The sequence below is a fragment of the Streptomyces litmocidini genome, from assembly GCF_014649755.1.
GTDB classification, from domain to species: domain Bacteria; phylum Actinomycetota; class Actinomycetes; order Streptomycetales; family Streptomycetaceae; genus Streptomyces; species Streptomyces litmocidini.
This window is the reverse complement of the sequence record NZ_BMTQ01000001.1, coordinates 680,276-706,245: the sequence shown is the minus strand read 5'-3', so window position 1 is coordinate 706,245 and position 25,970 is coordinate 680,276. Positions and strand designations below refer to the sequence as shown.

Annotated in this window: 25 protein-coding genes, 1 pseudogene and 1 riboswitch; of the genes and pseudogenes, 14 read left to right on the top strand and 12 right to left on the bottom strand. The window is 73.3% G+C overall.

Going from position 1 to position 25,970, the window contains the following annotated elements; all coding sequences use genetic code 11:
• Positions 1 to 154 precede the first annotated feature (154 nt).
• The 4 genes from IE180_RS03210 to IE180_RS03195 all read left to right on the top strand — a co-directional run bounded on the left by IE180_RS03210 (position 155) and on the right by IE180_RS03195 (position 4,614).
• A complete protein-coding gene (locus IE180_RS03210; RefSeq protein ID WP_190155169.1) occupies positions 155 to 1,144 on the top strand; it encodes a malate dehydrogenase in 990 nt (329 codons plus the stop codon).
• A 195-nt stretch (positions 1,145 to 1,339) separates the two neighbouring features.
• A complete protein-coding gene (locus IE180_RS03205; protein WP_229860256.1) occupies positions 1,340 to 3,082 on the top strand; it encodes an AbeC-like domain-containing protein in 1,743 nt (580 codons plus the stop codon).
• Entirely contained in the window at positions 3,075 to 3,455 is a 381-nt protein-coding gene (locus tag IE180_RS03200) for a hypothetical protein (RefSeq protein ID WP_190155168.1), read from the top strand. The genes IE180_RS03205 and IE180_RS03200 overlap by 8 nt, the downstream gene beginning before the upstream one ends.
• A gap of 541 nt (positions 3,456 to 3,996) precedes the next feature.
• Positions 3,997 to 4,614, top strand: coding sequence for a serine/threonine kinase C-terminal domain-containing protein (locus tag IE180_RS03195; protein ID WP_190155167.1), 618 nt, complete (start codon positions 3,997 to 3,999; stop codon positions 4,612 to 4,614).
• Here the strand turns inward: IE180_RS03195 and IE180_RS03190 are convergent.
• Positions 4,608 to 5,390 carry an isocitrate lyase/PEP mutase family protein gene (locus tag IE180_RS03190; RefSeq protein WP_190155227.1) on the bottom strand — a complete coding sequence of 261 codons (783 nt, stop codon included), beginning with the start codon at positions 5,388 to 5,390 and terminating at the stop codon, positions 4,608 to 4,610. The genes IE180_RS03195 and IE180_RS03190 overlap by 7 nt on opposite strands.
• A gap of 8 nt (positions 5,391 to 5,398) precedes the next feature.
• On the bottom strand, positions 5,399 to 5,905 hold the full coding sequence (locus IE180_RS03185; RefSeq protein WP_190155166.1) for a carboxymuconolactone decarboxylase family protein: 507 nt from the start codon (positions 5,903 to 5,905) through the stop codon (positions 5,399 to 5,401).
• A 47-nt stretch (positions 5,906 to 5,952) separates the two neighbouring features.
• Here IE180_RS03185 and pdxR point away from each other — a divergent pair, with 47 nt between their 5' ends.
• Positions 5,953 to 7,395 carry a MocR-like pyridoxine biosynthesis transcription factor PdxR gene (gene pdxR, locus IE180_RS03180; protein ID WP_190155165.1) on the top strand — a complete coding sequence of 481 codons (1,443 nt, stop codon included), beginning with the start codon at positions 5,953 to 5,955 and terminating at the stop codon, positions 7,393 to 7,395.
• Between the two features lie 61 nt (positions 7,396 to 7,456).
• Here the strand turns inward: pdxR and IE180_RS03175 are convergent, their stop codons facing one another.
• Entirely contained in the window at positions 7,457 to 8,293 is an 837-nt protein-coding gene (locus IE180_RS03175; protein ID WP_190155226.1) for a DMT family transporter, read from the bottom strand.
• Between the two features lie 122 nt (positions 8,294 to 8,415).
• Here IE180_RS03175 and IE180_RS03170 point away from each other — a divergent pair, with 122 nt between their 5' ends.
• Together IE180_RS03170 and IE180_RS03165 are read left to right on the top strand one after the other, a co-directional pair.
• A complete protein-coding gene (locus IE180_RS03170) occupies positions 8,416 to 8,712 on the top strand; it encodes a hypothetical protein (protein WP_190155164.1) in 297 nt (98 codons plus the stop codon).
• Between the two features lie 18 nt (positions 8,713 to 8,730).
• Positions 8,731 to 9,915, top strand: coding sequence for a glutathionylspermidine synthase family protein (locus IE180_RS03165; RefSeq protein WP_190155163.1), 1,185 nt, complete (start codon positions 8,731 to 8,733; stop codon positions 9,913 to 9,915).
• An 87-nt stretch (positions 9,916 to 10,002) separates the two neighbouring features.
• On the opposite strand, the gene rocD is transcribed toward IE180_RS03165, so the two are convergent.
• Positions 10,003 to 11,208 carry an ornithine--oxo-acid transaminase gene (gene rocD / locus IE180_RS03160; protein ID WP_190155162.1) on the bottom strand — a complete coding sequence of 402 codons (1,206 nt, stop codon included), beginning with the start codon at positions 11,206 to 11,208 and terminating at the stop codon, positions 10,003 to 10,005.
• A gap of 119 nt (positions 11,209 to 11,327) precedes the next feature.
• A riboswitch (ZMP/ZTP riboswitch) is annotated at positions 11,328 to 11,419 on the top strand.
• Positions 11,420 to 11,483: 64 nt separating this feature from the next.
• Here rocD and glyA point away from each other — a divergent pair.
• The 3 genes from glyA (at position 11,484) to IE180_RS03145 (ending at position 14,630) form a co-directional block, all read left to right on the top strand.
• Positions 11,484 to 12,752, top strand: a complete 1,269-nt coding sequence (gene glyA / locus IE180_RS03155; RefSeq protein WP_190155161.1) for a serine hydroxymethyltransferase — start codon at positions 11,484 to 11,486, stop codon at positions 12,750 to 12,752.
• Positions 12,753 to 12,934: 182 nt separating this feature from the next.
• On the top strand, positions 12,935 to 13,948 hold the full coding sequence (trpS, locus tag IE180_RS03150) for a tryptophan--tRNA ligase (protein ID WP_190155160.1): 1,014 nt from the start codon (positions 12,935 to 12,937) through the stop codon (positions 13,946 to 13,948).
• A 91-nt stretch (positions 13,949 to 14,039) separates the two neighbouring features.
• Complete coding sequence (locus IE180_RS03145) at positions 14,040 to 14,630, top strand: 2'-5' RNA ligase family protein (protein ID WP_190155159.1); 591 nt, start codon at positions 14,040 to 14,042, stop codon at positions 14,628 to 14,630.
• 93 nt (positions 14,631 to 14,723) lie between these two features.
• Here the strand turns inward: IE180_RS03145 and dprE2 are convergent, their stop codons facing one another.
• Together dprE2 and dprE1 are read right to left on the bottom strand one after the other, a co-directional pair.
• Positions 14,724 to 15,479: a decaprenylphospho-beta-D-erythro-pentofuranosid-2-ulose 2-reductase gene (gene dprE2 / locus IE180_RS03140; RefSeq protein WP_190155158.1), complete on the bottom strand. Its 756-nt coding sequence runs from the start codon at positions 15,477 to 15,479 to the stop codon at positions 14,724 to 14,726.
• Positions 15,480 to 15,532: 53 nt separating this feature from the next.
• Positions 15,533 to 16,921: an FAD-binding oxidoreductase gene (dprE1, locus tag IE180_RS03135; RefSeq protein WP_190155157.1), complete on the bottom strand. Its 1,389-nt coding sequence runs from the start codon at positions 16,919 to 16,921 to the stop codon at positions 15,533 to 15,535.
• A 236-nt stretch (positions 16,922 to 17,157) separates the two neighbouring features.
• Between dprE1 and IE180_RS03130 the strand changes: the two genes are divergently transcribed.
• Positions 17,158 to 18,105 (top strand): YihY/virulence factor BrkB family protein, encoded by a 948-nt coding sequence (locus IE180_RS03130; RefSeq protein WP_190155156.1) that lies wholly within the window; start codon positions 17,158 to 17,160, stop codon positions 18,103 to 18,105.
• Here the strand turns inward: IE180_RS03130 and IE180_RS03125 are convergent.
• The 3 genes from IE180_RS03125 to IE180_RS03115 all read right to left on the bottom strand — a co-directional run bounded on the left by IE180_RS03125 (position 17,990) and on the right by IE180_RS03115 (position 20,846).
• On the bottom strand, positions 17,990 to 19,306 hold the full coding sequence (locus IE180_RS03125) for a D-alanyl-D-alanine carboxypeptidase family protein (protein WP_190155155.1): 1,317 nt from the start codon (positions 19,304 to 19,306) through the stop codon (positions 17,990 to 17,992). The two genes, IE180_RS03130 and IE180_RS03125, sit on opposite strands and share 116 nt — an antisense overlap.
• Positions 19,307 to 20,045: 739 nt before the next feature.
• Entirely contained in the window at positions 20,046 to 20,459 is a 414-nt protein-coding gene (locus tag IE180_RS03120; protein ID WP_190155154.1) for a VOC family protein, read from the bottom strand.
• Positions 20,460 to 20,606: 147 nt separating this feature from the next.
• On the bottom strand, positions 20,607 to 20,846 hold the full coding sequence (locus tag IE180_RS03115; RefSeq protein WP_190155153.1) for an SCO4848 family membrane protein: 240 nt from the start codon (positions 20,844 to 20,846) through the stop codon (positions 20,607 to 20,609).
• A gap of 121 nt (positions 20,847 to 20,967) precedes the next feature.
• On the opposite strand from IE180_RS03115, the pseudogene IE180_RS37650 reads away from it, so the two are divergent.
• From IE180_RS37650 to IE180_RS03105, 3 genes and pseudogenes are all read left to right on the top strand, one after another.
• A pseudogene (locus IE180_RS37650) lies at positions 20,968 to 21,113 on the top strand (SCO4848 family membrane protein); the annotation flags it as partial.
• Between the two features lie 41 nt (positions 21,114 to 21,154).
• The gene (locus tag IE180_RS03110; protein ID WP_190155152.1) at positions 21,155 to 22,441 is read left to right on the top strand and encodes a metallophosphoesterase; all 1,287 of its coding nucleotides are present in this window, start codon (positions 21,155 to 21,157) and stop codon (positions 22,439 to 22,441) included.
• Between the two features lie 194 nt (positions 22,442 to 22,635).
• A complete protein-coding gene (locus IE180_RS03105; protein ID WP_190155151.1) occupies positions 22,636 to 24,189 on the top strand; it encodes an ABC transporter substrate-binding protein in 1,554 nt (517 codons plus the stop codon).
• Here the strand turns inward: IE180_RS03105 and IE180_RS03100 are convergent.
• From IE180_RS03100 to IE180_RS03090, 3 genes are read right to left on the bottom strand one after another with little or no spacing between them, the layout of a single operon-like run.
• Positions 24,186 to 24,953, bottom strand: coding sequence for a TetR/AcrR family transcriptional regulator (locus IE180_RS03100; RefSeq protein WP_190155150.1), 768 nt, complete (start codon positions 24,951 to 24,953; stop codon positions 24,186 to 24,188). The two genes, IE180_RS03105 and IE180_RS03100, sit on opposite strands and share 4 nt — an antisense overlap.
• A gap of 10 nt (positions 24,954 to 24,963) precedes the next feature.
• Positions 24,964 to 25,371, bottom strand: a complete 408-nt coding sequence (locus IE180_RS03095) for a thiol-disulfide oxidoreductase DCC family protein (RefSeq protein ID WP_190155149.1) — start codon at positions 25,369 to 25,371, stop codon at positions 24,964 to 24,966.
• Positions 25,372 to 25,416: 45 nt separating this feature from the next.
• Positions 25,417 to 25,851 (bottom strand): hypothetical protein, encoded by a 435-nt coding sequence (locus tag IE180_RS03090; RefSeq protein WP_190155148.1) that lies wholly within the window; start codon positions 25,849 to 25,851, stop codon positions 25,417 to 25,419.
• Between the last annotated feature and the right edge of the window lie 119 nt (positions 25,852 to 25,970).

Genomic DNA, 25,970 nt, shown 5'->3' with positions numbered 1-25,970 from the left:
GAGCCGGACCACAAGGGGTTGGGGATTCGGCAGGGTCCGGGTCGGATAGCCTGACCGCTGGATATCTCTTCATGTCGAGACACCGATCGATCAAGAGAGCTATCCCGCACCAGGGGCAGGGACCCCCACCGCCAGCTGTCTTACGGAGATCGCCATGACCCGCACTCCCGTGAATGTCACCGTGACCGGCGCGGCCGGCCAGATCGGCTACGCGCTGCTCTTCCGCATCGCCTCCGGCCACCTGCTCGGCGCGGACGTGCCGGTCAAGCTGCGCCTCCTCGAGATCCCCCAGGGCGTGAAGGCCGCCGAGGGCACCGCCATGGAACTCGACGACTGCGCCTTCCCGCTGCTCAAGGGCATCGACATCTTCGACGACCCGAACAAGGGCTTCGAGGGCGCCAACATCGGCCTGCTCGTCGGCGCCCGCCCGCGCGGCCCGGGCATGGAGCGCGGCGACCTGCTCGCCGCCAACGGCGGCATCTTCAAGCCGCAGGGCGAGGCCATCGCCGCCCACGCCGCGGACGACATCAAGGTCCTCGTCGTCGGCAACCCGGCCAACACCAACGCCCTGATCGCCCAGTCCGCCGCCAAGGGCGTCCCGGCCGAGCGCTTCACCGCGATGACCCGCCTGGACCACAACCGCGCGCTGACGCAGCTGGCCCAGAAGACCGGCTCCTCGGTCACGGACATCAAGCGCCTCACCATCTGGGGCAACCACTCCGCGACCCAGTACCCGGACGTCTTCCACGCGGAGATCGCCGGCAAGAACGCGGCCGAGGTCGTCAACGACGAGGCGTGGCTGGCCGACACCTTCATCCCGACCGTCGCCAAGCGCGGCGCGGCGATCATCGACGCCCGTGGCGCGTCCTCCGCGGCCTCCGCCGCCAACGCCGCCATCGACCACGTCCACACCTGGGTCAACGGCACCGCCGAGGGCGACTGGACCTCCATGGGCATCCCGTCCGACGGCTCCTACGGCGTCCCGGAGGGCCTCATCTCCTCCTTCCCCGTCACCTGCAAGGACGGCAAGTACGAGATCGTCCAGGGCCTGGAGATCAACGACTTCTCCCGCGCCCGCATCGACGCCTCCGTCAAGGAGCTCGTCGAGGAGCGCGACGCGGTCCGCAAGCTCGGCCTCATCTGAAGCTGACGGCCCGGCCCCGTCCGGGGCCGGCCACGGCTCCACACTCCCGGCGCCCCCGGGCCGTACGACCGACCGTACGGCCCGGGGGCGCCGTTTTTCCGGCCGACACGGAACTCCCGCCTCCCCTATGCTGTCCCCTCGGTTCCCGGTCAACCGGGCCGGAAACATGGACGGTTCCACACCATCGGGGGAGTTTTGCCGCAGTCGTCCGTGCCCCACCAGTCCGGCGGCCCGTCGCCCGCCGTCGACCCGCGCCGCTTACCGGCCGCCAGCGAGGCGACCCGGCTGCTCTGCGCCGGTACCTACCTCGACGACGGTTTCCGTGACGCGGTCATCGACCAGCTGTACGTCCACGAGGAGCGCTTCGCCGCCCCCTCCCTCGGCTACGACGCGAGCCGCGTCCTCGCCCACGCGCTGCGCGCCCGCCGCGTCGAACTCGCCTGGGCCGCCGGCGTCCTCGCCCTCTGGATCGTCGCGATGCCCCTCACCAAGGGCCTGATCGCACTCCTCATCACCCCCTTCCTGGTGCTCGGCGTCGCCCGCTGGGTGCGCGGCCGGTCCGCCGCCCCCGTCTACCGGATCGTCCTCGCGTTCCTGCTGCGCTGGTACGGCCGGCTCGTGTTCCTCCAGTCCGCGCTGCTCCTCCTCTTCCTCGCGTTCGGCGACGAGTCCGGCGGCGGCTTCCTCGGCGACCTCCTCGACGAGGTCCACGAGGCCACCGGCTTCCTCGACGTCGCCCTCGGCCTCGCCGCCCAGCAGATGTGGGGCATCGGCCCGCTGGAGGTGTGGATCACCATCGCCGTGCCGTTCCTCGTGGCCTGGGCGGTGGCCACCCAGCGCGGCCAGTTCGCCCGCGCGCTCACCCAGGAGCTGTCCCGCGAGCGCTTCGCGGACCAGCACTCCGACCCGGCCGAGCTCGCCGAGGGCGCCCGCTTCCGCCGGCTGCGCGACCGGATCCGGGTCGAACAGCACGCCCGGCTGATCATGTACGACGCCGACGTCCCCTTCTGCGGCGCCGGCTCCCCGTACGAGCCCTGGTCGCTCTCCGTCGAGCTGCGCCCCCGCAAGGACCTCGACGGCAAGGCGCCCGAACCGCTCGACAACAGCGCCGTCCTGCGGCGCGTCGTCCCCCTCCTGGAGGGACTCCGCGTGCCCTCCCCCCACGGCTCGCCGCAGCTCCGGGCGGCCGTACGGGACCGGCTGCGCGAGCTGGAGATCGACGAGGTCGTCTTCCTTCCCGTCGACGGACTGCCGGCCCGCACGGCCGCCCCGTACACCCCCGAGGGCTTCGAGGCGCACCGCTCGCGCGCCATCGAGGAGGGCGGCGAGACCCGCCGCCACTTCCTCCGCATCCGGGTCGGCGGCTGGGGCGAGGAGATCGTCACGACGGTCTTCGTCCGCGTCCACACCCAGGGCGGCATGCTGATGCTGGAGGTCGCCCCGCACGTCCTGCGGCCGGTGAGGCCGCTCTACCGGTACGCCGACCGGATCGCCCACCGCTACCGCCACAACCACCACTTCGGCAAGGCCGTCTGGGCACTCGGGCAGACCCCGCGTTCGGCCGGGCAGGCCGTGGTCACGATCGGGCGCGCGCTCGTCCAGCTGTGGCGGGTGCTCACCGCCGGTCACACCAACGCGCTGCCCGAGGGGCCGTGGATCTCGGTCCGCGAGCTCGGCTCCGACGACGAGGCCTCCCTCTTCCAGGAGATGGACGTCAGCCGCTACCTGAAGAGCGTGCAGGACCGCGTCGCGAACGGCGTGACGCTCGCGCTCCGCGAAGCCGGCTACGAGACCGCCGAGTTCGAGCAGAAGATCGTCCACGTGGCCGAGGGCGGCACGTTCATCGAGAACACCAAGGGGAACGTCACCGTCGGCCACCACAACACCGTCACCAGCAAGACCTTCACCCCTTCCACGACCGGAGGCGACCGTGGCTGAGACAGGGAACTCCCGCGACCGTGGCGGCATTCACGTCACCAACACCGGCGGCAACGTCACCATCGGCGACCACAACACCGTCACCAGCACGGTGAACGGCGCGCAACCCGCCCGCGACGCCCGGCAGGAGGAGCTCCTCCAGGCCATCCGCCGGCTCCGCGCCGACCTGGAGGGCGTCGTCCCCACCGAGCAGACGGCCGCGCTCGACGCCGAACTCTCCGACGCCGAGGACGAGATCGAGGGCACCGGACGCGCGGGCACCGGGCGGCTCGCCGCCCTGCGCCGCGCCCTCACGGACGCGGGCGCGGTGGCCGGGATCCTCGCCTCGGGCGTGGCCGTGGGGCAGGCCGTCGGCGCCCTGCTCGGAGGATGAGATGAGCGGTCAGGGGGGCGTTCCGACGGGCGGGGCCCGCTGGAACGACGAGACGCAGAGCTGGGAGAGCGGGGGAACGGAGAGCCCGCCCGCGCCGGCGTGGGACGGAGGGGCACCCGGGCCGGTGGTGCCGGAGGGCGCCGGGCCCGTGGTCCCGGAGGGCGCCGGGGCGGAGGGCCCCGGGTCCGCTGCCGGGCCCGTGGTCCCGGAGGGCGTCGCCGGGCCCGTGGCCCCGGGAGGTGCCGCCGGGCCCGTGGCCCCGGGGGGCGCTGTCGGGCCCGGCGCCCCCGTCTGGCCTCCGGCCCCGCAGACCGCCGGGGGCCCCGGAACCGCCTGGCCCGTCGCCCCTCCTCCGCCGCCGCCTCCGGAGTACGCGCCGGAGTACGGCCCGGGTCACCTCCCGGGACCCCCTGGACACGCCCCCGACACGGGTGGCGCCGGTGGCCGGCAGTACCCCGCGCCGCCCGTCCCGGCCCCCCGGGCCCGTTCGCGGGCCGTCCTGGCGGCCGGGGCGGCGCTGGCCGTCCTCGCGGCGGGTTCCGTGGGAGCCTGGCTCGTCTGGGGCCGGAGCGAGAACGGCGCGGGCCCGGCGGCGGGCCCCCCGGCCTCCGTCTCGGCCGCCCCGGAGACGGGCGGGCCGACGTCCGGGGCCCCCACGGAGACCCCCTCGGAGTCCCCGTCCGGCACGTCCACGCCCCTGGACGAGGTGCCCCCGCCCGGCTACCGCGCCCAGGAGGACCTCAAGGGCTTCACGATCGCCGTCCCCGAGGGCTGGAACCGCACCGAGTCCGAGCAGGGCGTGTTCTACAACGCGCCGGACGGACGGAGCCTGATCCAGGTCTTCGTCATCCAGGAGGCCGGCATCACGCCGTACGAGGCGCTGCGCGGCGCCTCCGAGGACGGCCGGACCAACAAGCCCGGCTACGCCGAGATCGGCCTCCGCCGGGTCACGGGCGAGCCCGGCGTGCCCGCCGACTCCGCCGAACTCGTGTACGCGTACGACCGCGAGGGCGGCCGACGCAAGGTCGTCGACCGCGCCTTCACCGCCGAGGACGGCAACCAGTACGCGATCCTGGCCGCCGGCCCGGACGCCGACTGGCCGAAGCAGCGCGAACGGCTCCGCGTGGCCCTGGACTTCTTCCGTCCCGGTGCCTACTGAGCCCGGGCCCGCAGCCCGGCCGCCAGCTCCGCGAGCCCGTGCAGGGACCGGAGGAGCAGGCCGGGGCCGAAGGTGACGCGGGTCGCGCCCAGGCGGCCGAGCTCGGCGAAGGACGGGCCGTCCGGCAGGGACAGGGCGTTCACCGGCAGGTCGCCGAGGGCCGCCCGCAGGCCCGGCAGGTCGGCGGGCGGGGCCTTGATCGGGTACACGCAGTCCGCGCCCGCCGCCGCGTAGAGGCGGGCGCGGGCGAGCGCCTCCCCGGCCGGGTCGGCGACGCCCTCGCGGAGGTACGCGTCGACGCGCGCGTTCACGAAGAGTCCGGGCCCGGCCGCCGCCCGCACCTCCGCCAGCCACTCCGCGTGCGCCCCGGGATCCTTGAGGACGCCGGCGTCGCTGTCCTCCAGGTTCACGCCGACCGCCCCGGTCTCCCGTACCCGCTCGACGAGTTCGGCGGCGGAGAGCCCGTAGCCGCCCTCCAGGTCCGCCGTGACGGGGACGGACACGGCCCGGACGATGCGCGCCACGGCGGCGAACATCTCGTCGGGGGGCGTCGCCCCGTCCTCGTGGCCGAGGGACGCGGCGACGGCGGCGCTCGGGGTGGCGAGGGCGGGGAAGCCGGCGGCCTCGAAGGTGCGGGCGCTCGCCGCGTCCCACGGGCCGGGCAGCACGAGCGGGTCGTCGGCCGCGCGGTCGCGGTGCAGGGCGCGGAGGACCTCCGCGTCCTTCGGGACGGACGCCGAAGCGGCCTCCGACGAGACGGGCCCCGAGGCGTTCACCGGGGCGCTCACGACGCGGACTTCGGGGTGTAGTGGCCCGGCGTCATGCGCGTGGTGACGCCGATCCGGTTCCAGGCGTTGATCGTGACGATCGCGGCGATGACCCGGGCGAGTTCGGTCGCGTCGAAGTGCTCGGCGGCCCGCGCGTACACCTCGTCGGGCACGAAGCCGTCGGTGAGGACGGTGACGGCCTCGGTCAGGGCGAACGCGGCGAGTTCACGCTCGGTGTAGAAGTGCCGGGACTCCTCCCAGGCGGCGAGCTGCACGATCCGCTCGACGCTCTCGCCCTCGGCCAGCGCGTCCTTGCTGTGCATGTCGATGCAGAACGCGCAGCGGTTGACCTGCGAGGCGCGGAGCTTGATCAGGTGGTACAGGGTCGGGTCGATGTCCTTCGCGGCCGCCGTCTCGAGGCGGATCATCGCCCGGTAGAACTCGGGGAGGTGCTCGGCGAGGGGGAGGCGGGGCGCGTGCTCGTGGGCGTACGCGGTCTGCTCGATCGATTCCGTCGTCGTCATGCCGACCACCGTACGAAGCCGTTGGCTCAGCTGTATGGTCCATTTCCATGGCGAACGACTGGGCCGCTTTCGGGTCCGACCTCCACCTGGACCTCCGTGGCACCCGGCTCCGCGCGGGCCTGATGGACGCCCTGCGGGAGGCGGTCCGCAGCGGTCGCCTGGAGGCCGGCACCCGGCTGCCGTCCTCCCGCTCGCTCGCCGCCGACCTCGGCATGGCCCGCAACACCGTCGCCGACGCCTACGCCGAACTCGTCGCCGAGGGCTGGCTCACCGCCCGGCAGGGCTCCGGGACCCGCGTCGCCCGCCGCGCCGTACCCCGCCCCCCGGCACCGCCCTCCTCCAAGCCCTCGGCCCCGCCCGGGCAGGGGAGGACCCATTCGCCGCCCGGCACCGGCCGGACCGCCGCGCTCGTGCACAACCTCCAGTCCGGCACCCCCGACCTCGCCTCCTTCCCGCGCACCGGTTGGCTCAAGGCGTACCGCCGGGCCCTCGTCGACGCCCCCAACGAGGCCTTCGGATACGGCGATCCGCGCGGCCGGCCCGAACTGCGCGCCGCGCTCGCCGAGTACCTCGCCCGCGCCCGGGGCGTGCACGCCAGGCCCGAGCGGATCGTGATCTGCGCCGGCTTCGTGCACGGCCTGACGCTGATCGGCGAGGTGCTGCGGGCCCGGGGCGTACGGGACGTGGCCGTCGAGTCGTACGGACTGTGGCTCCACGACGACCTCCTGCGCCGGGCCGGACTCGGCACCCCCGCCCTGGGCTTCGACGAGCGCGGCACGAGGACCGAGGAACTGGCCGGCCTCGACGGATGCGGCGCCGTCCTCATGACGGCCGCCCACCAGTACCCGCTGGGCGGCGCCCTGCCCCCGGACCGGCGGGCGGCCGTCGTCGACTGGGCGCGCGCCTCCGGCGGCTTCGTCCTGGAGGACGACTACGACGGGGAGTTCCGCTACGACCGGCAGCCGGTCGGCGCGCTCCAGGGCCTCGACCCCGACCGCGTCGTCTACTTCGGCACCGCCAGCAAGTCCCTGGCGCCCGGGCTCCGCCTCGCCTGGATGGTCCTGCCGCAGGAGCTGGCGCGGGAGGTGGCGGCGGCGAAGGGAGCCGTGGACTGGTCGTCGAGCGCGCCGGACCAGCTGGCCTTCGCCGAGTTCCTGCGCTCGGGGGCGTACGACCGGCACGTACGGGCGATGCGGCTGCGCTACCGTCGCCGCCGCGACCAGCTGGTCGCGGCCGTCGCCGCGCACTCGCCGGAGACCCGGGTCAGCGGGATCGCGGCCGGTCTCCACGCCGTCCTGGCCCTCCCGCCCGGCACCGAGCAGGCCACCCTGCGGGCCGCCGCCTGGCGCGGCCTCGCCGTCCAGGGCGTCGACCGGTTCCGCCGCCCCACGGTGCCGCCCACCCTCGACGGCCTCGTCGTCGGCTACGCCACGCCCCCCGACAGCGGCTGGCAGGGCGCGCTCCGGGCCCTGTGCGGGGTGCTGCCGTAAGAGCCGCCACGGCGTGAAGGACGAGTTACGGCGTGAAGGACGGCCACGGCGTGAAGGACGGTTACGGCGCGGCGGACTCCGGGGCCGGGACCGGGGCGGGGGCCTCGCCGAAACGGGCCAGCGTCAGGGAGCCCGCCACCGCCACGGCGAAGCCGACGATCGCCAGCCAGCCGAACCCGTCCCGCGTGCTGTCCCCGAGCCAGACCACCCCGACGATCGCGGGCCCGATCGTCTCGCCGAGCACCGCGCCCGCCGTCGCCGTGGTCACCGAGCCGCGCTGGAGCGCCGAGGTCAGCAGGAGGAACGCCGCCCCGCCGCCGACCAGGAGCGCGTACCAGACGGGATCGGTGAAGTCGACGCCGTCGATCAGCCGGACCGCCACCTCCACCACCCCGAAGCCGAACCCCGCCCCGAGGCCGAGGACCAGCGCCCGGGGCCGCTCCGGCAGCCGGCCCGCCCCGACGCCCAGCAGCAGGACCCCGAAGGAGACCCCCAGCAGCGCCCAGCGCAGCGCCTCCGAGCCGTCCCGGTGCCCCTCCTCGCCGGAGGCGAGCGCCAGCATCGCGAGCCCCGCGCAGACCACGGCCACGGCCGCCCACTCCACCCGGCTCAGCCGCACCTTCAGCACCCGGGAGGCGATGACCGCCGTGACCGCCAGACTCGCGGCGAGGGCCGCGCCCACCACGTAGATGGGCAGCGTCCGCAGGGCCACGATCTGCAGGACGAAGCCCAGACCGTCCATCCCCAGTCCGGCGAGATAGCGCCACTGCCGCAGGACCCGCCACATCAGCGCGACATCGACGCCGCCACCCGTCCCCGGCTCGGCGGCGCGGGCCCCCATCGCCTGGAGGACCGATGCCGCGCCGAAGCAGACGGACGAGGCCAGTGCGCAGATCATCCCGAGTAGCACGAAACGACTCTAGGGCGTGCGGCCGGAAAACCCCGGCCTACACTGTGCGGTCGCGACGGTCGCGACGGGTTCGCGGCGGGGTCGCGACGGCGAAGGGGAGGCGACGGGACATGCGCAGGCTGAGGTCGAGCACGGTGGTGCTCGGCGGGATGGGCGTGCTCGCGGCGACGATCACCGCGTGCGGTTCGGAGCCGGACCGGCGGTGCGTGGACCCGCTGACCCGGGAGGAACTGCCCAGCTACCGGTGCGAGAGCGGCGGCGGAAGCGACGACGACAACGGCACCACCACCCGGGGCGCGTACTACTACGGCGGATCCGTCCGCGACAAGCGCGTCAGCGGAGGCAGCTTCGACAAGACCGCCGTCGACACCGGAGGCTTCGGCTGCTCCGGCACCGGCGGCGGCTGAGACGGGCGGGCGCGCACCATGGAACGCCGCACCGTCGAGCCCCGGCCGGGCTGGCAGCGGACCGTCGAGGAGCAGGGTCTCGTCTACCCCCTGACCCGCTACCCGGACGGCTCGCTGCGCCCCTACTGGGACGAGAGCGCGTACTACTCCTTCTCGCTGCCCGAGGTCGAGGCGCTGGAGGAGGTCGTCGAGGAACTGCACGCGCTGTGCCTGGGGGCGGCCGCGCACATCGTCGAGCACGACCGCTTCGCCGAGCTCGGGATCACCGACCCGAAGCTGGCGGGCCTGGTCGCCGAGTCGTGGCGCCGGCGCGCCGAACTCCCCTCCCTGTACGGACGCTTCGACCTCCGCTACGACGGCACGGGCCCGGCCAAGATGCTGGAGTACAACGCCGACACCCCCACCTCCCTGGTGGAGGCGGCGAGCCCCCAGTGGTTCTGGATGGAGGAACGATTCCCCGGCGCCGACCAGTGGAACTCCCTCCACGAACGGCTCGTCGACGCCTGGAAGCGCCAGGCCCACCTCCTCCCGCCCGGCCCCGTCCACTTCGTCCACTCCGACGGCGACGAACTCGGCGAGGACCTGATGACGGTCGCGTACCTGCGCGAGACCGCCCAACAGGCCGGTCTCGACACCGAGGCGCTCTCCGTCGAACGGATCGGCTGGGACCGGCTCTCGCGCCGCTTCGTGGACGACCGGCTCCGCTTCATCCGCAGCTGCTTCAAGCTCTACCCGTGGGAATGGCTGACCACCGACCGCTTCGGCCCGCACGTCCTCGACACCCTCGACAACGGCGGCGGCACCGGTACGACCTGCTGGATCGAACCCGCCTGGAAGATGCTGCTCTCCAACAAGGCGCTCCTCGCGATCCTGTGGGAGCTGAACCCCGGCCATCCCCACCTGCTGCCCGCCTACCTCGACGGGCCGCGCGAACTCGCCTCCACCACCGGCTGGGTCGCCAAGCCGCTCCTCGGCCGCGAGGGCGCGGGCGTCACCCTGCACGAGGCCGGTACGGAACCCTTCGTACGGGACGGGGAGGCCTGCTGCTACCAGGAACTGGCCCCCCTGCCCGACTTCGACGGCAACCGGGTGGTGCTGGGGGCGTGGGTCGTCGAGGACGAGGCGGCGGGGCTGGGGATCCGGGAGTCGACGGGCCTCGTCACCGACGAGTACGCCCGCTTCCTCCCGCACGTGATCCTGTAGCCCCCACCCGCCGGGACGAGTGCCCGCACGGGGGTGGCGGAAGGGGCACCGCCCGCCGGGCGCGGGCCCGTCCCGGCGGGCGGCGGGTCAGGGGGCCAGGACCGCTCTCAGCTGTTCGAGGCCCCAGTCCAGGTCCTCCTTCGAGATCACCAGCGGCGGCGCGAGCCGGATCGTCGACCCGTGCGTGTCCTTCACCAGCACCCCCCGCCCCATCAGCTTCTCCGAGATCTCCCGCCCCGTGCCCCGGGACGGCACGATGTCCACCCCCGCCCACAGCCCGCGCCCCCGCACCGTCTCCACCGCGCCGCCGCCCACGAGCAGCCCCAGCTCCGCGTGGAGGTGTTCGCCCAGTTCCGCCGCCCGCTCCTGGAACTCGCCCGTCCGCAGCATCGCGATGACCTCCAGGGCCACCGCGCACGCCAGCGGGTTCCCGCCGAACGTCGACCCGTGCTCGCCCGGCCGGAAGACCCCGAGCACGTCGCGGTCGGCCACCACCGCCGCCACCGGCACCACGCCGCCGCCCAGCGCCTTCCCCAGGACGTACACGTCCGGCACCACGCCCTCGTGCTCGCACGCGAACGTCCGCCCCGTCCGGCCCAGGCCCGACTGGATCTCGTCCGCCATGAACAGCACGTTCCGCCGGCGCGTCAGCTCCCGCACCCCCGCCAGGTAACCGGCCGGCGGGACCAGGACCCCCGCCTCGCCCTGGATCGGTTCGAGCAGCACGGCCACCGTGTTCTCGGTGACCGCCGCCTCCATCGCCGTCAGGTCCCCGTACGGCACGATCTCGAACCCCGGCGTGTACGGCCCGTAGTGGTCCCGCGCCTCGTGGTCCGTGGAGAAGCTCACGATCGTCGTCGTCCGGCCGTGGAAGTTGTTCGCCGCCACCACGATCTTCGCGTGCCCGTCCGGCACGCCCTTCACCTCGTACCCCCACTTCCGGGCGGTCTTCACGGCCGTCTCGACCGCCTCCGCCCCCGTGTTCATCGGCAGCACCGCCTCCTTGCCGCACAGCTCCGCGAGCCGTGCGCAGAACTCGGCGAACCGGTCGTGGTGGAAGGCGCGCGAGGTCAGCGTCACGCGTTCCAGCTGCGCCTTCGCCGCGTCGATCAGACGCCGGTTGCCGTGTCCGAAGTTGAGCGCCGAGTACCCGGCGAGCATGTCGAGGTAGCGACGGCCCTCGACGTCGGTCATCCAGGCGCCGTCCGCCGAGGCGACGACGACCGGAAGGGGGTGGTAGTTGTGCGCGCTGTGCGCGTCCGCGGAAGCGATCGCCTCTTCTGTCCTCGACACGGGGTCTCCGTTCGTCCTGCGGCTCGGGATGGCTCTCCCCAGGGGCTGTGGCCCCCTTCTTATCGTCGCTCGGATGCCGGACGGGGAAACCTCGGCCGCGGCGCGCCCGCTACTGTGGGAACACGCACGGCGACTGGCGTACGGGGAAGCGACCCCGGGGGAGCCGCGCGCGCTCCACGAACACGAGGTGCCGCCCGCCTGGGCATCACGGGATTCCGGTCCCGTGCGCACCTCAGCGGCGGGACCGTTCCACCGAACGCCCGGAGGACACCGCCATGACCGCCCCGCAGCAGCACCCCGCGCTCGCCGCCGCCGATCCCGAGCTCGCCGCCCTCGTCGGCGCCGAGGAACGGCTCCAGGCCGAGACCCTGCGCCTCATCCCCAGCGAGAACTACGTCTCCGCCGCCGTGCTCGAGGCCTCCGGCACCGTCCTCCAGAACAAGTACAGCGAGGGCTACCCCGGCCGCCGCTACTACGAGGGCCAGCAGAACATCGATCAGGTCGAGACCCTCGCGATCGAGCGCGCCAAGGCCCTCTTCGGCGTCGACCACGCCAACGTCCAGCCCTACTCCGGCTCCCCGGCCAACCTCGCCGTCTACCTCGCCTTCGCGCGGCCCGGCGACACCGTCATGGGCATGGCCCTGCCCATGGGCGGCCACCTCACCCACGGCTGGGGCGTCTCCGCCACCGGCAGCTGGTTCCGGGGCGTCCAGTACGGCGTTCGCCGGGACACCGGTCTCATCGACTTCGACCAGGTCCGCGACCTCGCCCTGAAGGAACGCCCGAAGGTCATCTTCTGCGGCGGCACCGCGCTGCCCCGCACCATCGACTTCGCCGCCTTCGGCGAGATCGCCCGCGAGTCCGGCGCCGTCCTCGTCGCCGACGTCGCCCACATCGCCGGCCTCGTCGCGGGCGGCGCCCACCCGTCCCCGGTCGGTCACGTCGACGTGGTCTCCACGACCACCCACAAGACCCTGCGCGGTCCGCGCGGCGCCATGCTGATGTCCACCGAGGAGCACGCCAAGGCCCTCGACAAGGCCGTCTTCCCCGGCCTCCAGGGCGGCCCGCACAACCAGACCACGGCGGCCATCGCCGTCGCCCTCCGCGAGGCCTCCCTGCCCTCCTTCCGCGACTACGCCCACGCCGTCGTCGCCAACGCCCGGGCCCTCGCCGAGGCGCTCCTCGCCCGGGGCTTCGACCTGGTCTCCGGCGGCACCGACAACCACCTGATCCTGATCGACCTCACCCCCGAGCAGGTCCCGGGCAAGATCGCCGCGAAGGCCCTGGACCGGGCCGGGATCGTCGTCAACCACAACACCGTCCCCTACGACCCCCGGAAGCCCTTCGACCCCTCCGGCATCCGCATCGGCACCCCCTCCCTCACCTCCCGGGGGCTCACCACGGAGCACATGGCGAAGGTCGCCGAGTGGATCGACCGCGCCGTCACCGCCGCCGGCACGGGCGACGAGGACGCCCTCCGCGCGGTCCGCGCCGAGGTCGCCGACCTCATGGCCGCCCACCCCGCCCCGGGCCTCCCGGTCTAGCCGGTGCGCCCCCGCGCTCCTGGTCCCCAGGAGCGCGGGGCCCGTCGGCCGCACCGTGCTCCCGACCGGCCGTGCTCCCGGCCGGCCGGGTTCCGGGCCCACCGTGCTCCCGGCCCCCTGTGTTCCCGGTCTCACGCGGCAGCGGGCGGGGTTCGCCTCCCACACCTGAGAGAATGATGTGCATGGCCTCTGACAGTCCCCGTGTGCTCTCCGGAATCCAGCCCACCGCAGGCTCGTTCCATCTCGGCAACTACCTCGGCGCCGTCCGCCAGTGGGTCGCCCTGCAGGAGACCCACGACGCCTTCTACATGGTCGTCGACCTGCACGCGATCACGGTCCCGCAGGACCCCGCCGAGCTGCGCGCCAACACCCGGCTCGCCGCCGCCCAGCTGCTCGCCGCCGGCCTCGACCCGGAGCGCTGCACCCTCTTCGTCCAGAGCCACGTCCCCGAGCACGCGCAGCTCGGCTGGGTCATGAACTGCCTCACCGGCTTCGGCGAGGCCTCCCGCATGACCCAGTTCAAGGACAAGTCCGCCAAGCAGGGCGCCGACCGCGCCACCGTCGGCCTCTTCACGTACCCGATCCTCCAGGTCGCGGACATCCTGCTCTACCAGGCCCACGAGGTCCCGGTCGGCGAGGACCAGCGCCAGCACATCGAGCTGACCCGCGACCTCGCGGAGCGCTTCAACGGCCGCTTCGGCGAGACGTTCACGATCCCCAGGCCGTACATCCTCAAGGAGACGGCGAAGATCTACGACCTCCAGGACCCGACGATCAAGATGAGCAAGTCGGCGTCCTCGCCGAAGGGTCTCATCAACCTCCTGGACGACCCGAAGGCCACCGCGAAGAAGGTCAGGAGCGCCGTCACCGACACCGACACGGTGATCCGCTTCGACCCGGAGAACAAGGCCGGCGTCTCCAACCTGCTCAGCATCATGTCCACGCTCACCTCCACGTCCGTCGCGGACCTGGAGAAGAGCTACGAGGGCAAGATGTACGGCGCGCTGAAGACGGATCTCGCCGAGGTCATGGTGGACTTCGTCACGCCGTTCCGGGACCGCACCCAGGAATACCTGGACGACCCGGAGACGCTGGACTCGGTCCTGGCCAAGGGAGCGGAGAAGGCCCGCGCGGTCGCCGCGGAGACGCTGGCGCAGACGTACGAGCGGATCGGCTTCCTGCCCGCCAAGCACTGAGACCGAGGACCCTGGCCGAAAGGGTGGTGCAGGCCGCACACTGGCGCTGCACCATCCGCACACATGTCGACGGACGACGGAGGAGAACGACGTGGGGACCGTAACGCTCGGCGTTTCGATCGCGGTCCCGGAGCCCTACGGCAGCCTGCTCCAGGAGCGGCGCGCCGGCTTCGGGGACCCGGCCGCGCACGGCATCCCCACGCACGTCACCCTGGTCCCGCCGACCGAGGTCGCCGAGGAGCGGCTGCCGGAGATCGAGGCCCACCTCGCGGGCGTCGCCGCCGAGCACCAGCCGTTCCCCGTGCGCCTCGCGGGCACCGGGACCTTCCGCCCGCTCTCCCCGGTCGTCTACGTGAAGCTGGAGGAGGGCGTCGCCGCCTGCCACCGCCTCCAGCACCGGATCCGCGACGAGGCCGGGCCGCTGGTGCGCGAGCTCCAGTTCCCGTACCACCCGCACGTCACCGTGGCGCACGGCATCTCCGAGGAGGGGATGGACCGGGCGTTCGAGGAGCTCGCGGGGTACGAGGCGGCCTGGACCTGCCGCTCCTTCGCGCTGTACGAGCAGGGCCCGGACGGGGTCTGGCGGAAGCTGTACGACTACGAGTTCGGCAGCGGCCGCCCGATCGCCGCCGTCCCCGCCCAGGGCGGCAGCCCGGTCGACACCCCGACGCCGACGGCCTGATCCGCCGGTCAGGCGCCCTGGAGCCGTCCGGCACCCGGCACTGGCCGCCCGGAACCGCACGGCGCCCCGGCACCCACTGCCCGGAACCGTGCGTCACACCGGCAGGCGCCGGAACAGCGGCCGCGGCACGTGACGTACCGCCGCCATCACCATCTGCAGCGAGCCCGGCACCCACACCGTCTCCGAGCGTCGCCGCAACCCCAGCTCGATCGCGCCCGCGACCGCCTCCGGGGTGGTCGCGAGCGGCTCCTCCGCGAGCCCGGCCGTCGCCTTCGAGCGCACGGACCCGGGCCGTACGACCATGACGTGCACGCCCGTGCCGTGCATCGCGTCCCCCAGGCCCTGCGCGAAGGCGTCGAGCCCCGCCTTCGACGAGCCGTAGATGAAGTCGGCGCGGCGCGCCCGCTCGCCCGCCACCGACGAGAGCACCACCAGCGAACCGTGCCCCTGTGCCTGGAGCGCGCCCGCGCACACCAGACCGGCCGAGACGGCGCCCGTGTAGTTGGTCTGCGCCACCCGGGCGGCGGCGACCGGGTCCGACTCGTCGCGCGCTTGGTCGCCGAAGACCCCGAAGGCGAGCAGCACCATGTCGACGTCCCCCTCGGCGAAGACCTTCCCGAGCCGTTCCTCGTGCGACGCGGTGTCGAGCGCGTCGAAGGGCACGGTGCGCACGTCCGCCCCCAGCGCGCGCAGCGAGTCCGCGGCGGCCGTGAGCGCGGGGGAGGGGCGGCCGGCCAGCCGGACCACGCGGGTGCGGCGTGCGATCAGCCGGCGGGCGGTGGCGAGCCCGATCTCGGAGGTGCCGCCGAGGACGAGCAGCGACTGCGGGGCACCGAAGGCGTCCTTCACGTGAACTCCTTGAAGTCCGGGAGGTCCTGGAGGCTCCAGGGGTTCCGGGGGCTCTAGAGACCGAGACGGCGGGCGAGGTCCGAGGTGAGGACGGACCGGGGGTCGAGCGCCGCGCGCAGCGCCCGGAACTCGTCGAGCCGGGGGTACATCGCGGCCAGGGCCTCCGGCCGGACCCGGGAGTCCTCGGCGAGGTCGACCCGGCCGCCGGCGCCCGCGACCTCCTCGTCGAGCGCGTCGAGGAGGCGCCCGAGGCCGGGCTGCCCGAGGGGAAGGCCGAGGGCGAGGGACCAGCCGGGGAGGGGGAAGGAGAGCGGGCCGGGGCCGCCCGCGCCGAGCCGGTGCAGGACGGCGGGGAAGCAGGGGAGGCCCCGGTCCGCGATCCGCCGCACGATCCGCCGGAGGGCGTCCTCCTGCCCGTACGGGACGACGAAGCGGTACCGGACGAAACCCTCGGGTCCGTGGATCCGGTTCCGGTGGGGGACGCCGTCGAGGGGGTGGAAGAAGGCCGGCAGCGACCGGAGGCGGCCGGTGGCGGCGCGGGGGGCCGCGCGGTACCAGAGCGTGTTGAGGAACCCGACGGTCGTGCGGCCGAGCGGTACGCCGGGGACGCGCGGCGGCGGTACGGGCAGCCGCCCCGGCCGGAAGTCCAACGGTTCGCGGCGGGCCCGGTGGCGGCGGGGCAGCGCGTCGTACGGCACGTGGTCGCCGCGGGTCAGGACGGCGCGGCCGGTGTCGGCGCCCCGGGCGAGCAGGTCGATCCGGGCGGTCGAGTACCGGTGCCGCGACTCGCCGTCTCCGTCGCCGTCGGCGAGCCGGGTCATCAGCGCGTCGAGGTCGGGGACGCGCTCGGTGTCCACGCGCATCAGGGAGGTCTCGACGGGCAGCAGCCGCAGGGTGGCCGAGAGGATCACACCGGTCAGGCCCAGGCCTCCGGTGGTGGCGTCGAAGAGCGGGGTCCCCGGCAGTGCGGTGCGGATCCGCCCGTCGGCGGTGAGGAGTTCGAGCGCGGTCACGTGCCGGCCGAAGGAACCCGAGACGGGGTGGTTCCCGCCGTGGACGTCGGCGCCGATCGCGCCGCCGACGGTCATGTACCGGGTGCCGGGGGCGACGGGGACGAACCAGCCGAACGGCAGCAGCGCCTCCATCAGCCGGTGCAGGGTGACGCCCGCCTCGCAGGCGACGACCCCGGCGGCGGTGTCGACGGCCAGGACGCGGTCGAAGCCGGTCATGTCGAGGACGGTGCCGCCGGCGTTCTGCGCGGCGTCGCCGCACGCGCGGCCGAGGCCGCGGGCGACGAGGCCCCGGCGGCCGGGGGCGAGGACGGCCTCGACGGCCTCGGCGTGCCCGCGGGGCCGGTGCACGCGCGCGAGGGTGGGGGCGGTGCGGCCCCAGCCGCTGATCGCTCGGCAGTCCTCGTCCAGGACGCGGGTCTCGACAGCCATGGAGGTGACCGTATAGCCGGATATGGCTCTCATGCCGGTATTGCGGAGCGGCTCGTCGGAACGGATGCCCGAAGGAACGCAGGAAGAGGACCGCGGGACGCACCGGGAAAGCACCCTCGCGGTCCGGCGTCGGCCGCGCCGTACGGGATGTCGGTCGCGGGTCCCCGCGCCCCGGCGGGGGATTCTCGTACCCGAGGAACTCGAGTGATCGACGGCGCGAGGAGCAGACGTACGACATGGACTGGCTGACCAGACTCCCCGTCATCGGCCCGTGGGTCGCCCGCCTCATGCGGACCCACGGCTGGCACGCGTACGAGACCCTCGACGCGGCGCACTGGACGCGGCTGGCCGCCGCGATCACCTTCGTCTCCTTCATCGCCCTCTTCCCCCTGATCACGGTCGCCGCCGCGATCGGCGCCGCGCTCCTCACCGACGACCAGCTCGGCACCATCGAGAAGAAGATCGGCGACCAGGTGCCCGGCATCTCCGACCAGCTCGACATCGGCGGACTCGTCGCCAACGCCGGCACGATCGGGCTCGTCGCCGGCGCCGTCCTGCTCGTCACCGGCATCAGCTGGATCGGCTCCATGCGGGAGTGCCTGCGCGCGGTCTGGGGGCTCGACGCCGTCGAGGGCAACCCGATCCTGCTCAAGGGCAAGGACGCGCTGATCCTGCTCGGACTCGGCGGCGTCGCGCTCGGTTCGCTCGCCGCGTCCTGGCTCGGCTCCACCGCCGTCGGCTGGAGCGCCGACCGGCTCGGCGTCTCGGGCGGGGGGTGGGGCGGCGTCCTGCTCCAGGCGGCGGCCGTCCTCGTCGGCGTCGTCGCCGACTTCCTCATCCTGCTGTACGTGCTGACGCTGCTGCCGGGCGTCGAACCGCACCGCCGGGACCTCGTGACGGCGGCACTGATGGGCGCGGTCGGCTTCGAGCTGCTGAAGCTGCTGCTCGGCGGCTACATGAAGGAGGTCGCGGCGAAGTCGATGTACGGGGCGTTCGGCGTTCCGGTCGCCCTGCTCCTCTGGATCAACTTCACCGCGAAACTGCTGCTGTTCTGCGCGGCCTGGACGGCTACGGAGTCGCCTCGGCAGAGCCCTTCGGAGTCCCGTCCACCGACGGCGGCACCTCCGGGGACGGGGAACGGCGCCGACGGACCGCCGCCCCGGCCAGCGGCCAGCGGCGGTTGACCAGGAAGCCGGCCGCGGCCAGGAGGACGAGGACACAGCCCGCCACGGCCAGCGCGATCCCCACCCCGCCGGTCCTCCCGACGGCGGGCGCGGCCGCGTGGACCGGGTTCCGCGGGGCGTCCTTGGCGCCCGCCGGAGCCGTGGCGTCCACCGGGGTGGGGGACCCCGTGCGGGCGGAGAGCGGCGGCACCAGTTCGCCCACCGGCGTCACCTTCCCGGAGGCGGCGAAGCCCCAGTCGAGCAGCCGGGCGGCCTCCCGGTAGACCGCGTGCTGCTCCTTCGAGGAGGGGTTCATGACGGTGACGAGCAGGACCCTGCCGTTGCGCTCGGCGACCCCGGTGAAGGTGGCGCCCGCGTGCGTGGTGTTGCCGTTCTTGACCCCGGCGATGCCCTGGTACGGGGCGACGCCGCTGTCTCCGGTGAGGAGCCGGTTCGTGTTCTGGATCTCGAAGGTCTCGCGCTTCTTGCCCGGCTTGGCCTCGCCGGGGAAGGAGGCGCGGGCCGTGGCGGCGTACGCGCGGAAGTCCGCGTTCTGCATCCCGTGGCGGGCGATGAGCGTCAGGTCGTACGCGGAGGAGACCTGGCGGGGGGCGTCGTAACCGTCCGGGGTGACCACGTAGGTGTCGAGGGCCTGGAGTTCGGCCGCCTGGGCGTTCATGTCCTGGACGGTCCGCTGGAGACCGCCGTTCATGCTGGTCAGCACGTGCACGGCGTCGTTGCCGGAGCGGAGGAACACCCCGAGCCACAGGTCGCGGACGCTGTAGGTCTGCTTCTCCTTGACGCCGACCAGGCTGGAGCCGTCCCCTATCCCGGCCAGGTCCGCGGTGGTGACCAGGTGGTTCTGCGTCTTGTTGCCGAACTTCGGCAGCAGGGTGTCCGCGAAGAGCATCTTGAGCGTGGAGGCCGGGGCGAGTCGCCAGTGGGCGTTGTGCGCGGCGAGGACCTGTCCGCTCTCCGCGTCCGCGACGATCCAGGAGCGGCCGGACAGCTCCTTCGGCAGCACCGGAGCGCCGGGGCCGAGCCGCACCTGCGTCCCCGGCGTGCCGAGCAGGGCACCGCCGACCCTGGACATCACGGCGGGAGGCTCGGGCTGCTTGTCCTTCCCGTCCTTTCCGTCCGCGTGCGCCGCGGGCGCGGCGGTGACGAGCGGGAGGAGCACGGCAGCGGCGACCGCCCAAGCGGTCTTCTTCGAAGCAGACACGGTCGAGAACGTACAGGTACGCACAACCGATCCGAACCCCGGCAGGCGGTTCACCCGCGCTCGTCCACCCGGAAGCGGGGACCGGGAGGTCGACGGCGACGCCGGGGCCACGAGGCCCGGCCGCCGCGTCTCCCGGGTCCCGCTCGCGTCCGGGGCTGGGAGCTGGTTCATCTGGATCACTTTCTGTCGGGGCGTCGCCGGAGGCACCGGTGGCAGCCGGCGGGGCACTGGCGGCGAACCGGGGGTGGGAGGCCGTTCGCACCCTCGAAGACGTCGGTGGGGCCGGTGGGGATCCACCTGCCGCCCGTTCGGTTTCCGAAGACCGGTGGGCAGCCCGGTGGAGAGGCCACGCCCACCCTCCCGGGCGCGCCCCGGGCCGTTCGGAGGTCCACCCGACGCGAGTTCCCGGACCTCTTCCTCTCCGGCGTCCCCGTCGGCCCCTCGACGGCATCCGGGGACGGGTGCGTGCCGGCGTGCCGCGGCGGGACGCGCCCGCGTGCCACCGCTCCTGGCAGGCGGTCCACGCGCCGGTCCTGAGCGCGGGGCGGGCGGGGGCCCCGCACTTCGAGGCGATGAGGGCCGGCATCCGCACCGCCCGGCCGGACGGCGGCCGACCGCGGACCCGGCCCCAGCGGGTCCGCGCCGACAAGACGCGTTCCTCCCGCGCCGTCATCCGGCCGCCGTCACCGCCGACGCCGTCGACGAACGACCCCGCCTGCTTCGGAACACGGCCTACTGGTTACTGGTCGCGCTCGGGCCAGACGAGGCCCTGATCGGTCCAGACGACACCCTTGTTGCGGCAGAGGCAGAAGGGGTGGCCGACGGGGTCGGCGTAGACGCGGAAGCCATAGCCGTCGGGGCCGACGCAGTCCCGTTGCAGGGTCGCGCCGAGGGCCAGGACGCGACGCTGTTCGGCCTCGATGTCGTCGACTTCGAAATCGAGGTGGAACTGCTTGGGGTGCTCGCTGTCGGGCCACTGCGGGGCGCGGTAGTCCTCCACCCGGGTGAAGGCCAGTTCGATCTCGCCGAACTTGATACCGGCCCAGTGCTCGTCACTGCCCTCTTTGACCGGGAGCCCCACTACCTCGGAGTAGAAGGCCGCCAGCTTCATCGTGTCCGGGCAATCGATGATGAAGTCGGTTAGTCGCAGCATCCCGCGATCCTGCCACAGGACCGGACGAGCGGACCCGGAGACAGGGCCCGGCCGTCCCCGGCGAACCGGGGCCGATCACCGTGTCCGGGCCCGGGAAGCCGACCGGCCCCTTCCGCGTGCCTCCCCCGCGGCGCGCGGGCGGGGCCTCTACTTGCCCGCGTGCGCTCGCACGCCCCTCCAACCGATGACGCCGACCGCCGTCCCCAGCACGAACGACGTCACGGCAAGGGCGAGATGGACCCAGAAGTAGGCCGTCGGGGCGCCCGCGTCGTCGAAGGCGAGTCCGCTCCCGTCCTCGTACAGGTTCCGGGCGAAGGTGATCCAGATCATCCAGGACCAGGCACCGAACGCGAGCAGGAACCAGGACGTGCGACGGCTGAGCTTCACGAGGTGCCCTTCCGGGAGGAGGCGGGTCGGTCCCGCCAGTATCCGACCCGTGCCCGCGGGCCCGGCGGCCGGGGTCTGTACGCTCGTGGACAGCTGCGCATGGGTCACTTCCGCCGAGCACCTCCGGAACGACGGGAACGGCCTCGCCCCGACGACGCGGGCGACCCGACGGCCCGCTCCTGGGTCCATCCGCTGCTCGCCGCCACGTCCTCCGTCCTGGGGACGGCGAGCGGCGTGATCGGGTCGCGCGGGGTGCGCGCCGCGCGCCGCGCGGACGCCTGGAAGGACGGGAAGAGGGGTTCCGGGGCGTGGTCGCCTTGCTGCTGGTCCTGGTCGTGGTGCTCGCGCTGCTCGGAGCGGTCCACTGGTACGTGTGGCGGCGTCTCGTGCGGGACGTCACGGCGGCCGGGGGCCTCGCGCGCCGGCTCGGCACGGCCGTCGTCGTGGCCCTGCCGCTGTTCTCGCTCGCGGCCCTGGTCTCCTCGCGGGCGGGTGCGCCCTTCCTGTTCCAGCAGACGGTCGCCTGGCCGGGCTTCCTCTGGCTCGCCGTGCTCCTGTACCTGGTCCTGGCCCTGCTCGTCGGCGAGGCCGTCCGGCCGCTCCTGCGCGCCCGGACGGGCCGCCGCGCCGCCGCCCCCGCCCCGGCGGAGCCCGCATCGACGCCCGCTCCGGCGGAGCCCGCGCCCGTGACGCCCGCTCCGTCGGAGCCCGCGGCCGCGGACCCCGTGTCCGCGTCCCCGTCCGTGGCCGGGTCGCGGGAGTCCGAGCTCTCCCGGCGGCTGTTCGTCTCCCGGGTCGTCGGGGGCTCCGCGGCCGCCGTCGCCGTCGGGACCGTCGGGTACGGGACGTACGGGGTGCTGCGCGGACCCCGGGTCAAACGGGTCACCGTGCCGCTGGCCAAGATCCCGCGCGCCGCGCACGGCTACCGGATCGCCGTCGTCTCCGACATCCACCTCGGGCCGATCCTGGGGCGCGCCCACACCCGGCGGATCGTCGATTCGATCAACGCCACCCAGCCCGACCTGATCGCCGTCGTCGGCGACCTCGTCGACGGGACCGTCGAGGACCTCGGCCCGGCCGCCGAACCGCTCGCCCGGCTCCGGGCCCGGCACGGCTCCTTCTTCGTGACCGGCAACCACGAGTACTTCTCGGGGGCCGACGCCTGGGTCGACCACGTCCGCGAACTCGGCCTGCGTCCGCTGCGCAACGCGCGCGTGGAGATCCCGGCCGGCTTCGACCTCGCCGGCGTCGACGACGTCGCGGGGGAGAGCGAGGGCCAGGGCCCCGACTTCGCGCGGGCCCTCGGCGACCGCGACCGGGCCCGTGCCGCGGTGCTCCTCGCGCACCAGCCGATCGTCGTCCACGACGCCGTACGCCACGGCGTGGACCTCCAGCTCTCCGGGCACACCCACGGCGGCCAGCTCTGGCCCGGCAACTACCTCGCCGAGCTCGCCAACCCGACCGTCGCGGGCCTGGAGCGGTACGGGGACACGCAGCTGTACGTCTCGCGGGGCGCGGGTGCCTGGGGGCCTCCGGTCCGGGTCGGGGCGCCCTCCGACATCACGGTCGTCGAACTCGCCTCGAAGCAGGCCTGACCGGACGCGGTCACTCCCCGCGCCCGGAGCGATGCGTGCCGCTCATCGACTTAAATTCTCATATCCCGGACATATACCTGTCGTGTGAAAGTTTCCCCTTCCCCATGTGAAAGCCGTGTGATGGGATGCAGCCATCGCGACGTTTTCCGGGGGCCGTCGCATCTGGGGTGGTCTCGAAAAAAGGAAGCACGGCAATGCGGTCGACGGTCCGTCTGCGGATCCTCATCACTTGTGGAGTACTGGTGGCCGCCGGGGTGGGGGGCTGGCAACTCCTGCCCTCGGACGGCGTCCGGACCGATCCGATCACCGTCGGCACGACCGACGAGGTCACTTCGCTCGACCCGGCGGGCGCCTACGACGCCGGCTCCTGGGCCATGTACAGCAACGTCTTCCAGTCGCTGCTGACCTTCAAGCCGGGCCTCTCCCAGCCGGTCCCGGACGCCGCCGAGAGCTGCAGGTTCGTGGGCACCAAGCTCACCACGTACCAGTGCACGCTCCGCGACGACCTCACCTTCGCCAGCGGGCGCAAGGTCACCGCCGGGGACGTCAAGTACTCCTTCGAGCGGATGCTGCGCATCAAGACCGACGTCGGCCCGCAGCCGCTCTTCCCGACGCTGAAGAACGTCTCGGCCGAGGGCCGTACCGTCACCTTCCACCTGAGCGGCCGTGACGCCACGTTCCCGCTGAAGGTGGCCACGGGTGCCGGCTCGATCGTGGACAAGGACCACTACCCGGCCGACAGGCTGCGGACGGACTCCGCGGTCGACGGCTCGGGGCCGTACGTCCTCAAGGAGTACAAGGAGGGCAAGTCCGCGCGCCTGGAGCCCAACCCCAGGTACAGGGGCGCCGTCACCAAGGCCGGCCACACGGTCCTGGTGAAGTACTACGCCCAGTCCGAGGACCTCGCCGACGCCTGGAAGGCGAAGGAGGTCCAGGTGACGCACCGGCAGCTCCCGCCGGACTTCATCTCGACCCTGGGCACCAAGGACGGGACCCGGGTCACCGAGGCGGAGAGCGCCGAGATCCGCAACCTCAACTTCAACGTCCGGCCCGGCTCGCCCATGGCGGACAAGGCCGCACGGCAGGCCGTCGCCGCCGTCCTCGACCGCCCGGCGATCACCGAAGGCGCCTACAAGGGCACGGTCGAGCCGCTCTACTCCCTCATCCCGCAGGGCTTCGTCGGCCACAGCACCGCCTTCTTCGACGTCTACCCGGAGCCGAGCCGGAAGAAGGCCGCGGCGATCCTGAAGGACGCCGGGATCAAGACGCCGGTGGAGTTCACCCTCGGCGTCCGCAAGGACGCCACCTACGTCGCCGAGGCCGCCGAGATCAAGCGGCAGCTGAACGGGACCGGCCTCTTCGAGGTGAAGGTCCTGGAAGCCGACTGGAAGAGCTTCCAGAAGGGGTACGCGAAGGGCGACTACGACGCCTACCCCGTCGGCTGGCTCCCCGACTTCCCCGACTCCGACAGCTTCACCGCCCCGCTCGTCGGCAGCGGGAACACCCTGCACAACGGCTTCTCCAGCAAGCGGATCGACGAGCTGATCGCCTCGACGCAGCAGTACAGCGACCGGGGCCGGGCGACGACCGACTTCAAGGAGATCCAGAACGAGGTCGCCCTCGACGTGCCGCTCGTCCCGCTGTGGCAGAAGAAGGACTACGTCCTCTCCACGGACGCGGTCACCGGCTCCCAGTACCTGTCGGACGGCACGGGCATCTGGCGCCTGTGGGAACTCAGCTGGATCTAGGGGGTCTCCTGCGGCTTCGGGGCCGTCCGCTTCTCGGGCTTGCCCGAGGCCGCCATGCCGGCCGCCGTCGGCATGAAGTCGGAGAGCAGTTCGTGCGTCTCCTTGACCAGCGGGCGCAGGATCCGGAAGCGGGAGAGCGAGATCGCGCGGGCGGTGACCGGCGCCAGGCGCTCCACCAGGCGCCGGCTGTTCGCCGCGCCCTCCGAGCGGTCGTACACCCAGAACAGCACCAGGCCCATCTGCTGGAGCCAGAGCAACTGCGGGAGCGCTTCCTTCAGTTCCGGGTCGACCTTGACCGAGGCGCCGGAGATGACCCGCCGGTGCACCTCGATCGCCGCCTCGCGCGGGCCTTCCGACTCGGGGGAGAAGGGGCTGAGCGGGCTGTCCGGGTCGGCGGCGTTCTTGAAGAACTGGGCCGCGAACTCGTGGTACGGCTCCGCGATGTCGAGCCAGCCGAGGTAGACCCCGCGGATCCGGGCGGCCAGGTCCTTCTCCGGGCCGGTCAGGATGGGCTCGACGGCCGCCTGGTGCTCCTCGGCGATCCGGTCGTAGAAGCCCTGGACGAGGTGCTCCTTGGAGGAGAAGTAGTAGTACGCGTTGCCGACGGAGACCCCGGCCTCCTGGGCGATGGCCCGCATCGTCGTCTTGTCGTAACCGCGCTCCTTGAACAGCCGGAGCGCGGTCTCGAGGATGAGCGTGCGGGTCTGCTCGCTCTTGGGGGCCTTCTTCTCGTCGGCCTTCTTCTCTTCCTTCACGTCCTTCACAGGGGCGAGCCTAACCGGGCGGTCCGGGCACCTCGCAGTGCCCGTCCCGGCAGGATCGGTCGTCCGGGCCCGCTGCCTTGAGGGCCTCGCGCCACTTCGCGGCCGCCAGGACGGTCACCCGGGCGAAGGGCTGTCCGGCGGGGGTGGCCAGCCAGTGGGCCTTGGGCCGGTGGTCGGCCAGGGCCCAGAGGCAGACGATCCAGGCGGAGGTCTCGCGGTAGACCTGGCCCCGGTCCCCGATCACGGTGATCTCCCGCAGGGTGGCGGTGTGGTCGAGGGCCGGGAAGAGGCGCCGTGCCTGCTGCGAGCCGGCCGGTACGAAGTCGAGCGGGACGAGCTGCCGTTGGCGCAGCAGCCAGTGCCGGAGGTGCACGCAGAGCGGGCAGTCGGCGTCGTACAGCACGGTCAGGCGTCCCACGGGGGTCGTGGGGGCCGGCCTCGCGGTCGGGGCGGGCACGGTCGGTCAGCCCTGGGGCGCGGGCGGTGCCCAGGGGCCGCCCTTGGGGGTCGTGGTCCAGCCCTGGGGGCCGACCGGCGGCACCTGTTCGCGCTCCATGACCCCGCGGCGCCGGATCTTGTTGAGCACGTAGACGTTGCCGAGGTGCATCACGCCGAGGACGAGCAGGACCACTCCGAGCTTGACGGAGAGGGCCTCGAAGAGCGCCCGGGCGTCGACGACGGCGGCGTCCTGGCTCAGGTAGAGGGCGACGAAGCCGAAGTTGACGAGGTAGAAGCCGACCACCAGGAGGTGGTTGACGGCGTCCGCGAGCTTCTCGTTCCCGTGCAGGACGTCGGAGAGGAAGATCCTTCCGTTGCGGCTGAGGGTGCGGGCGACCCAGATGGTGAGGGCCACGCCGATCAGCAGGTAGACGATGTACGCGACGACAGTGAGGTCCATGCCCCACCCTCCCTTGAACGCGTTCAAAAGCTGGCGGTCATGACTGTAGACCTCCTCTTGAACGTGTTCAAGTCGGTGGGGGCGCGAGCGGGGCGCGGGTGCGGTGCGGGGCGACTGCG

Bases quoted from the DNA above. Each gene is read 5' to 3' on its own strand.
- IE180_RS03210 (WP_190155169.1), top strand. From the start codon at position 155: ATGACCCGCACTCCCGTGAATGTCACCGTGACCGGCGCGGCCGGCCAG.
- IE180_RS03185 (WP_190155166.1), bottom strand. From the start codon at position 5,905: ATGACGACGACGGAATCGATCGAGCAGACCGCGTACGCCCACGAGCAC.
- pdxR (WP_190155165.1), top strand. From the start codon at position 5,953: ATGGCGAACGACTGGGCCGCTTTCGGGTCCGACCTCCACCTGGACCTC.
- IE180_RS03175 (WP_190155226.1), bottom strand. From the start codon at position 8,293: ATGATCTGCGCACTGGCCTCGTCCGTCTGCTTCGGCGCGGCATCGGTC.
- IE180_RS03170 (WP_190155164.1), top strand. From the start codon at position 8,416: ATGCGCAGGCTGAGGTCGAGCACGGTGGTGCTCGGCGGGATGGGCGTG.
- IE180_RS03165 (WP_190155163.1), top strand. From the start codon at position 8,731: ATGGAACGCCGCACCGTCGAGCCCCGGCCGGGCTGGCAGCGGACCGTC.
- glyA (WP_190155161.1), top strand. From the start codon at position 11,484: ATGACCGCCCCGCAGCAGCACCCCGCGCTCGCCGCCGCCGATCCCGAG.
- trpS (WP_190155160.1), top strand. From the start codon at position 12,935: ATGGCCTCTGACAGTCCCCGTGTGCTCTCCGGAATCCAGCCCACCGCA.
- dprE1 (WP_190155157.1), bottom strand. From the start codon at position 16,921: ATGGCTGTCGAGACCCGCGTCCTGGACGAGGACTGCCGAGCGATCAGC.
- IE180_RS03130 (WP_190155156.1), top strand. From the start codon at position 17,158: ATGGACTGGCTGACCAGACTCCCCGTCATCGGCCCGTGGGTCGCCCGC.
- IE180_RS03120 (WP_190155154.1), bottom strand. From the start codon at position 20,459: ATGCTGCGACTAACCGACTTCATCATCGATTGCCCGGACACGATGAAG.
- IE180_RS03105 (WP_190155151.1), top strand. From the start codon at position 22,636: ATGCGGTCGACGGTCCGTCTGCGGATCCTCATCACTTGTGGAGTACTG.
- IE180_RS03090 (WP_190155148.1), bottom strand. From the start codon at position 25,851: ATGGACCTCACTGTCGTCGCGTACATCGTCTACCTGCTGATCGGCGTG.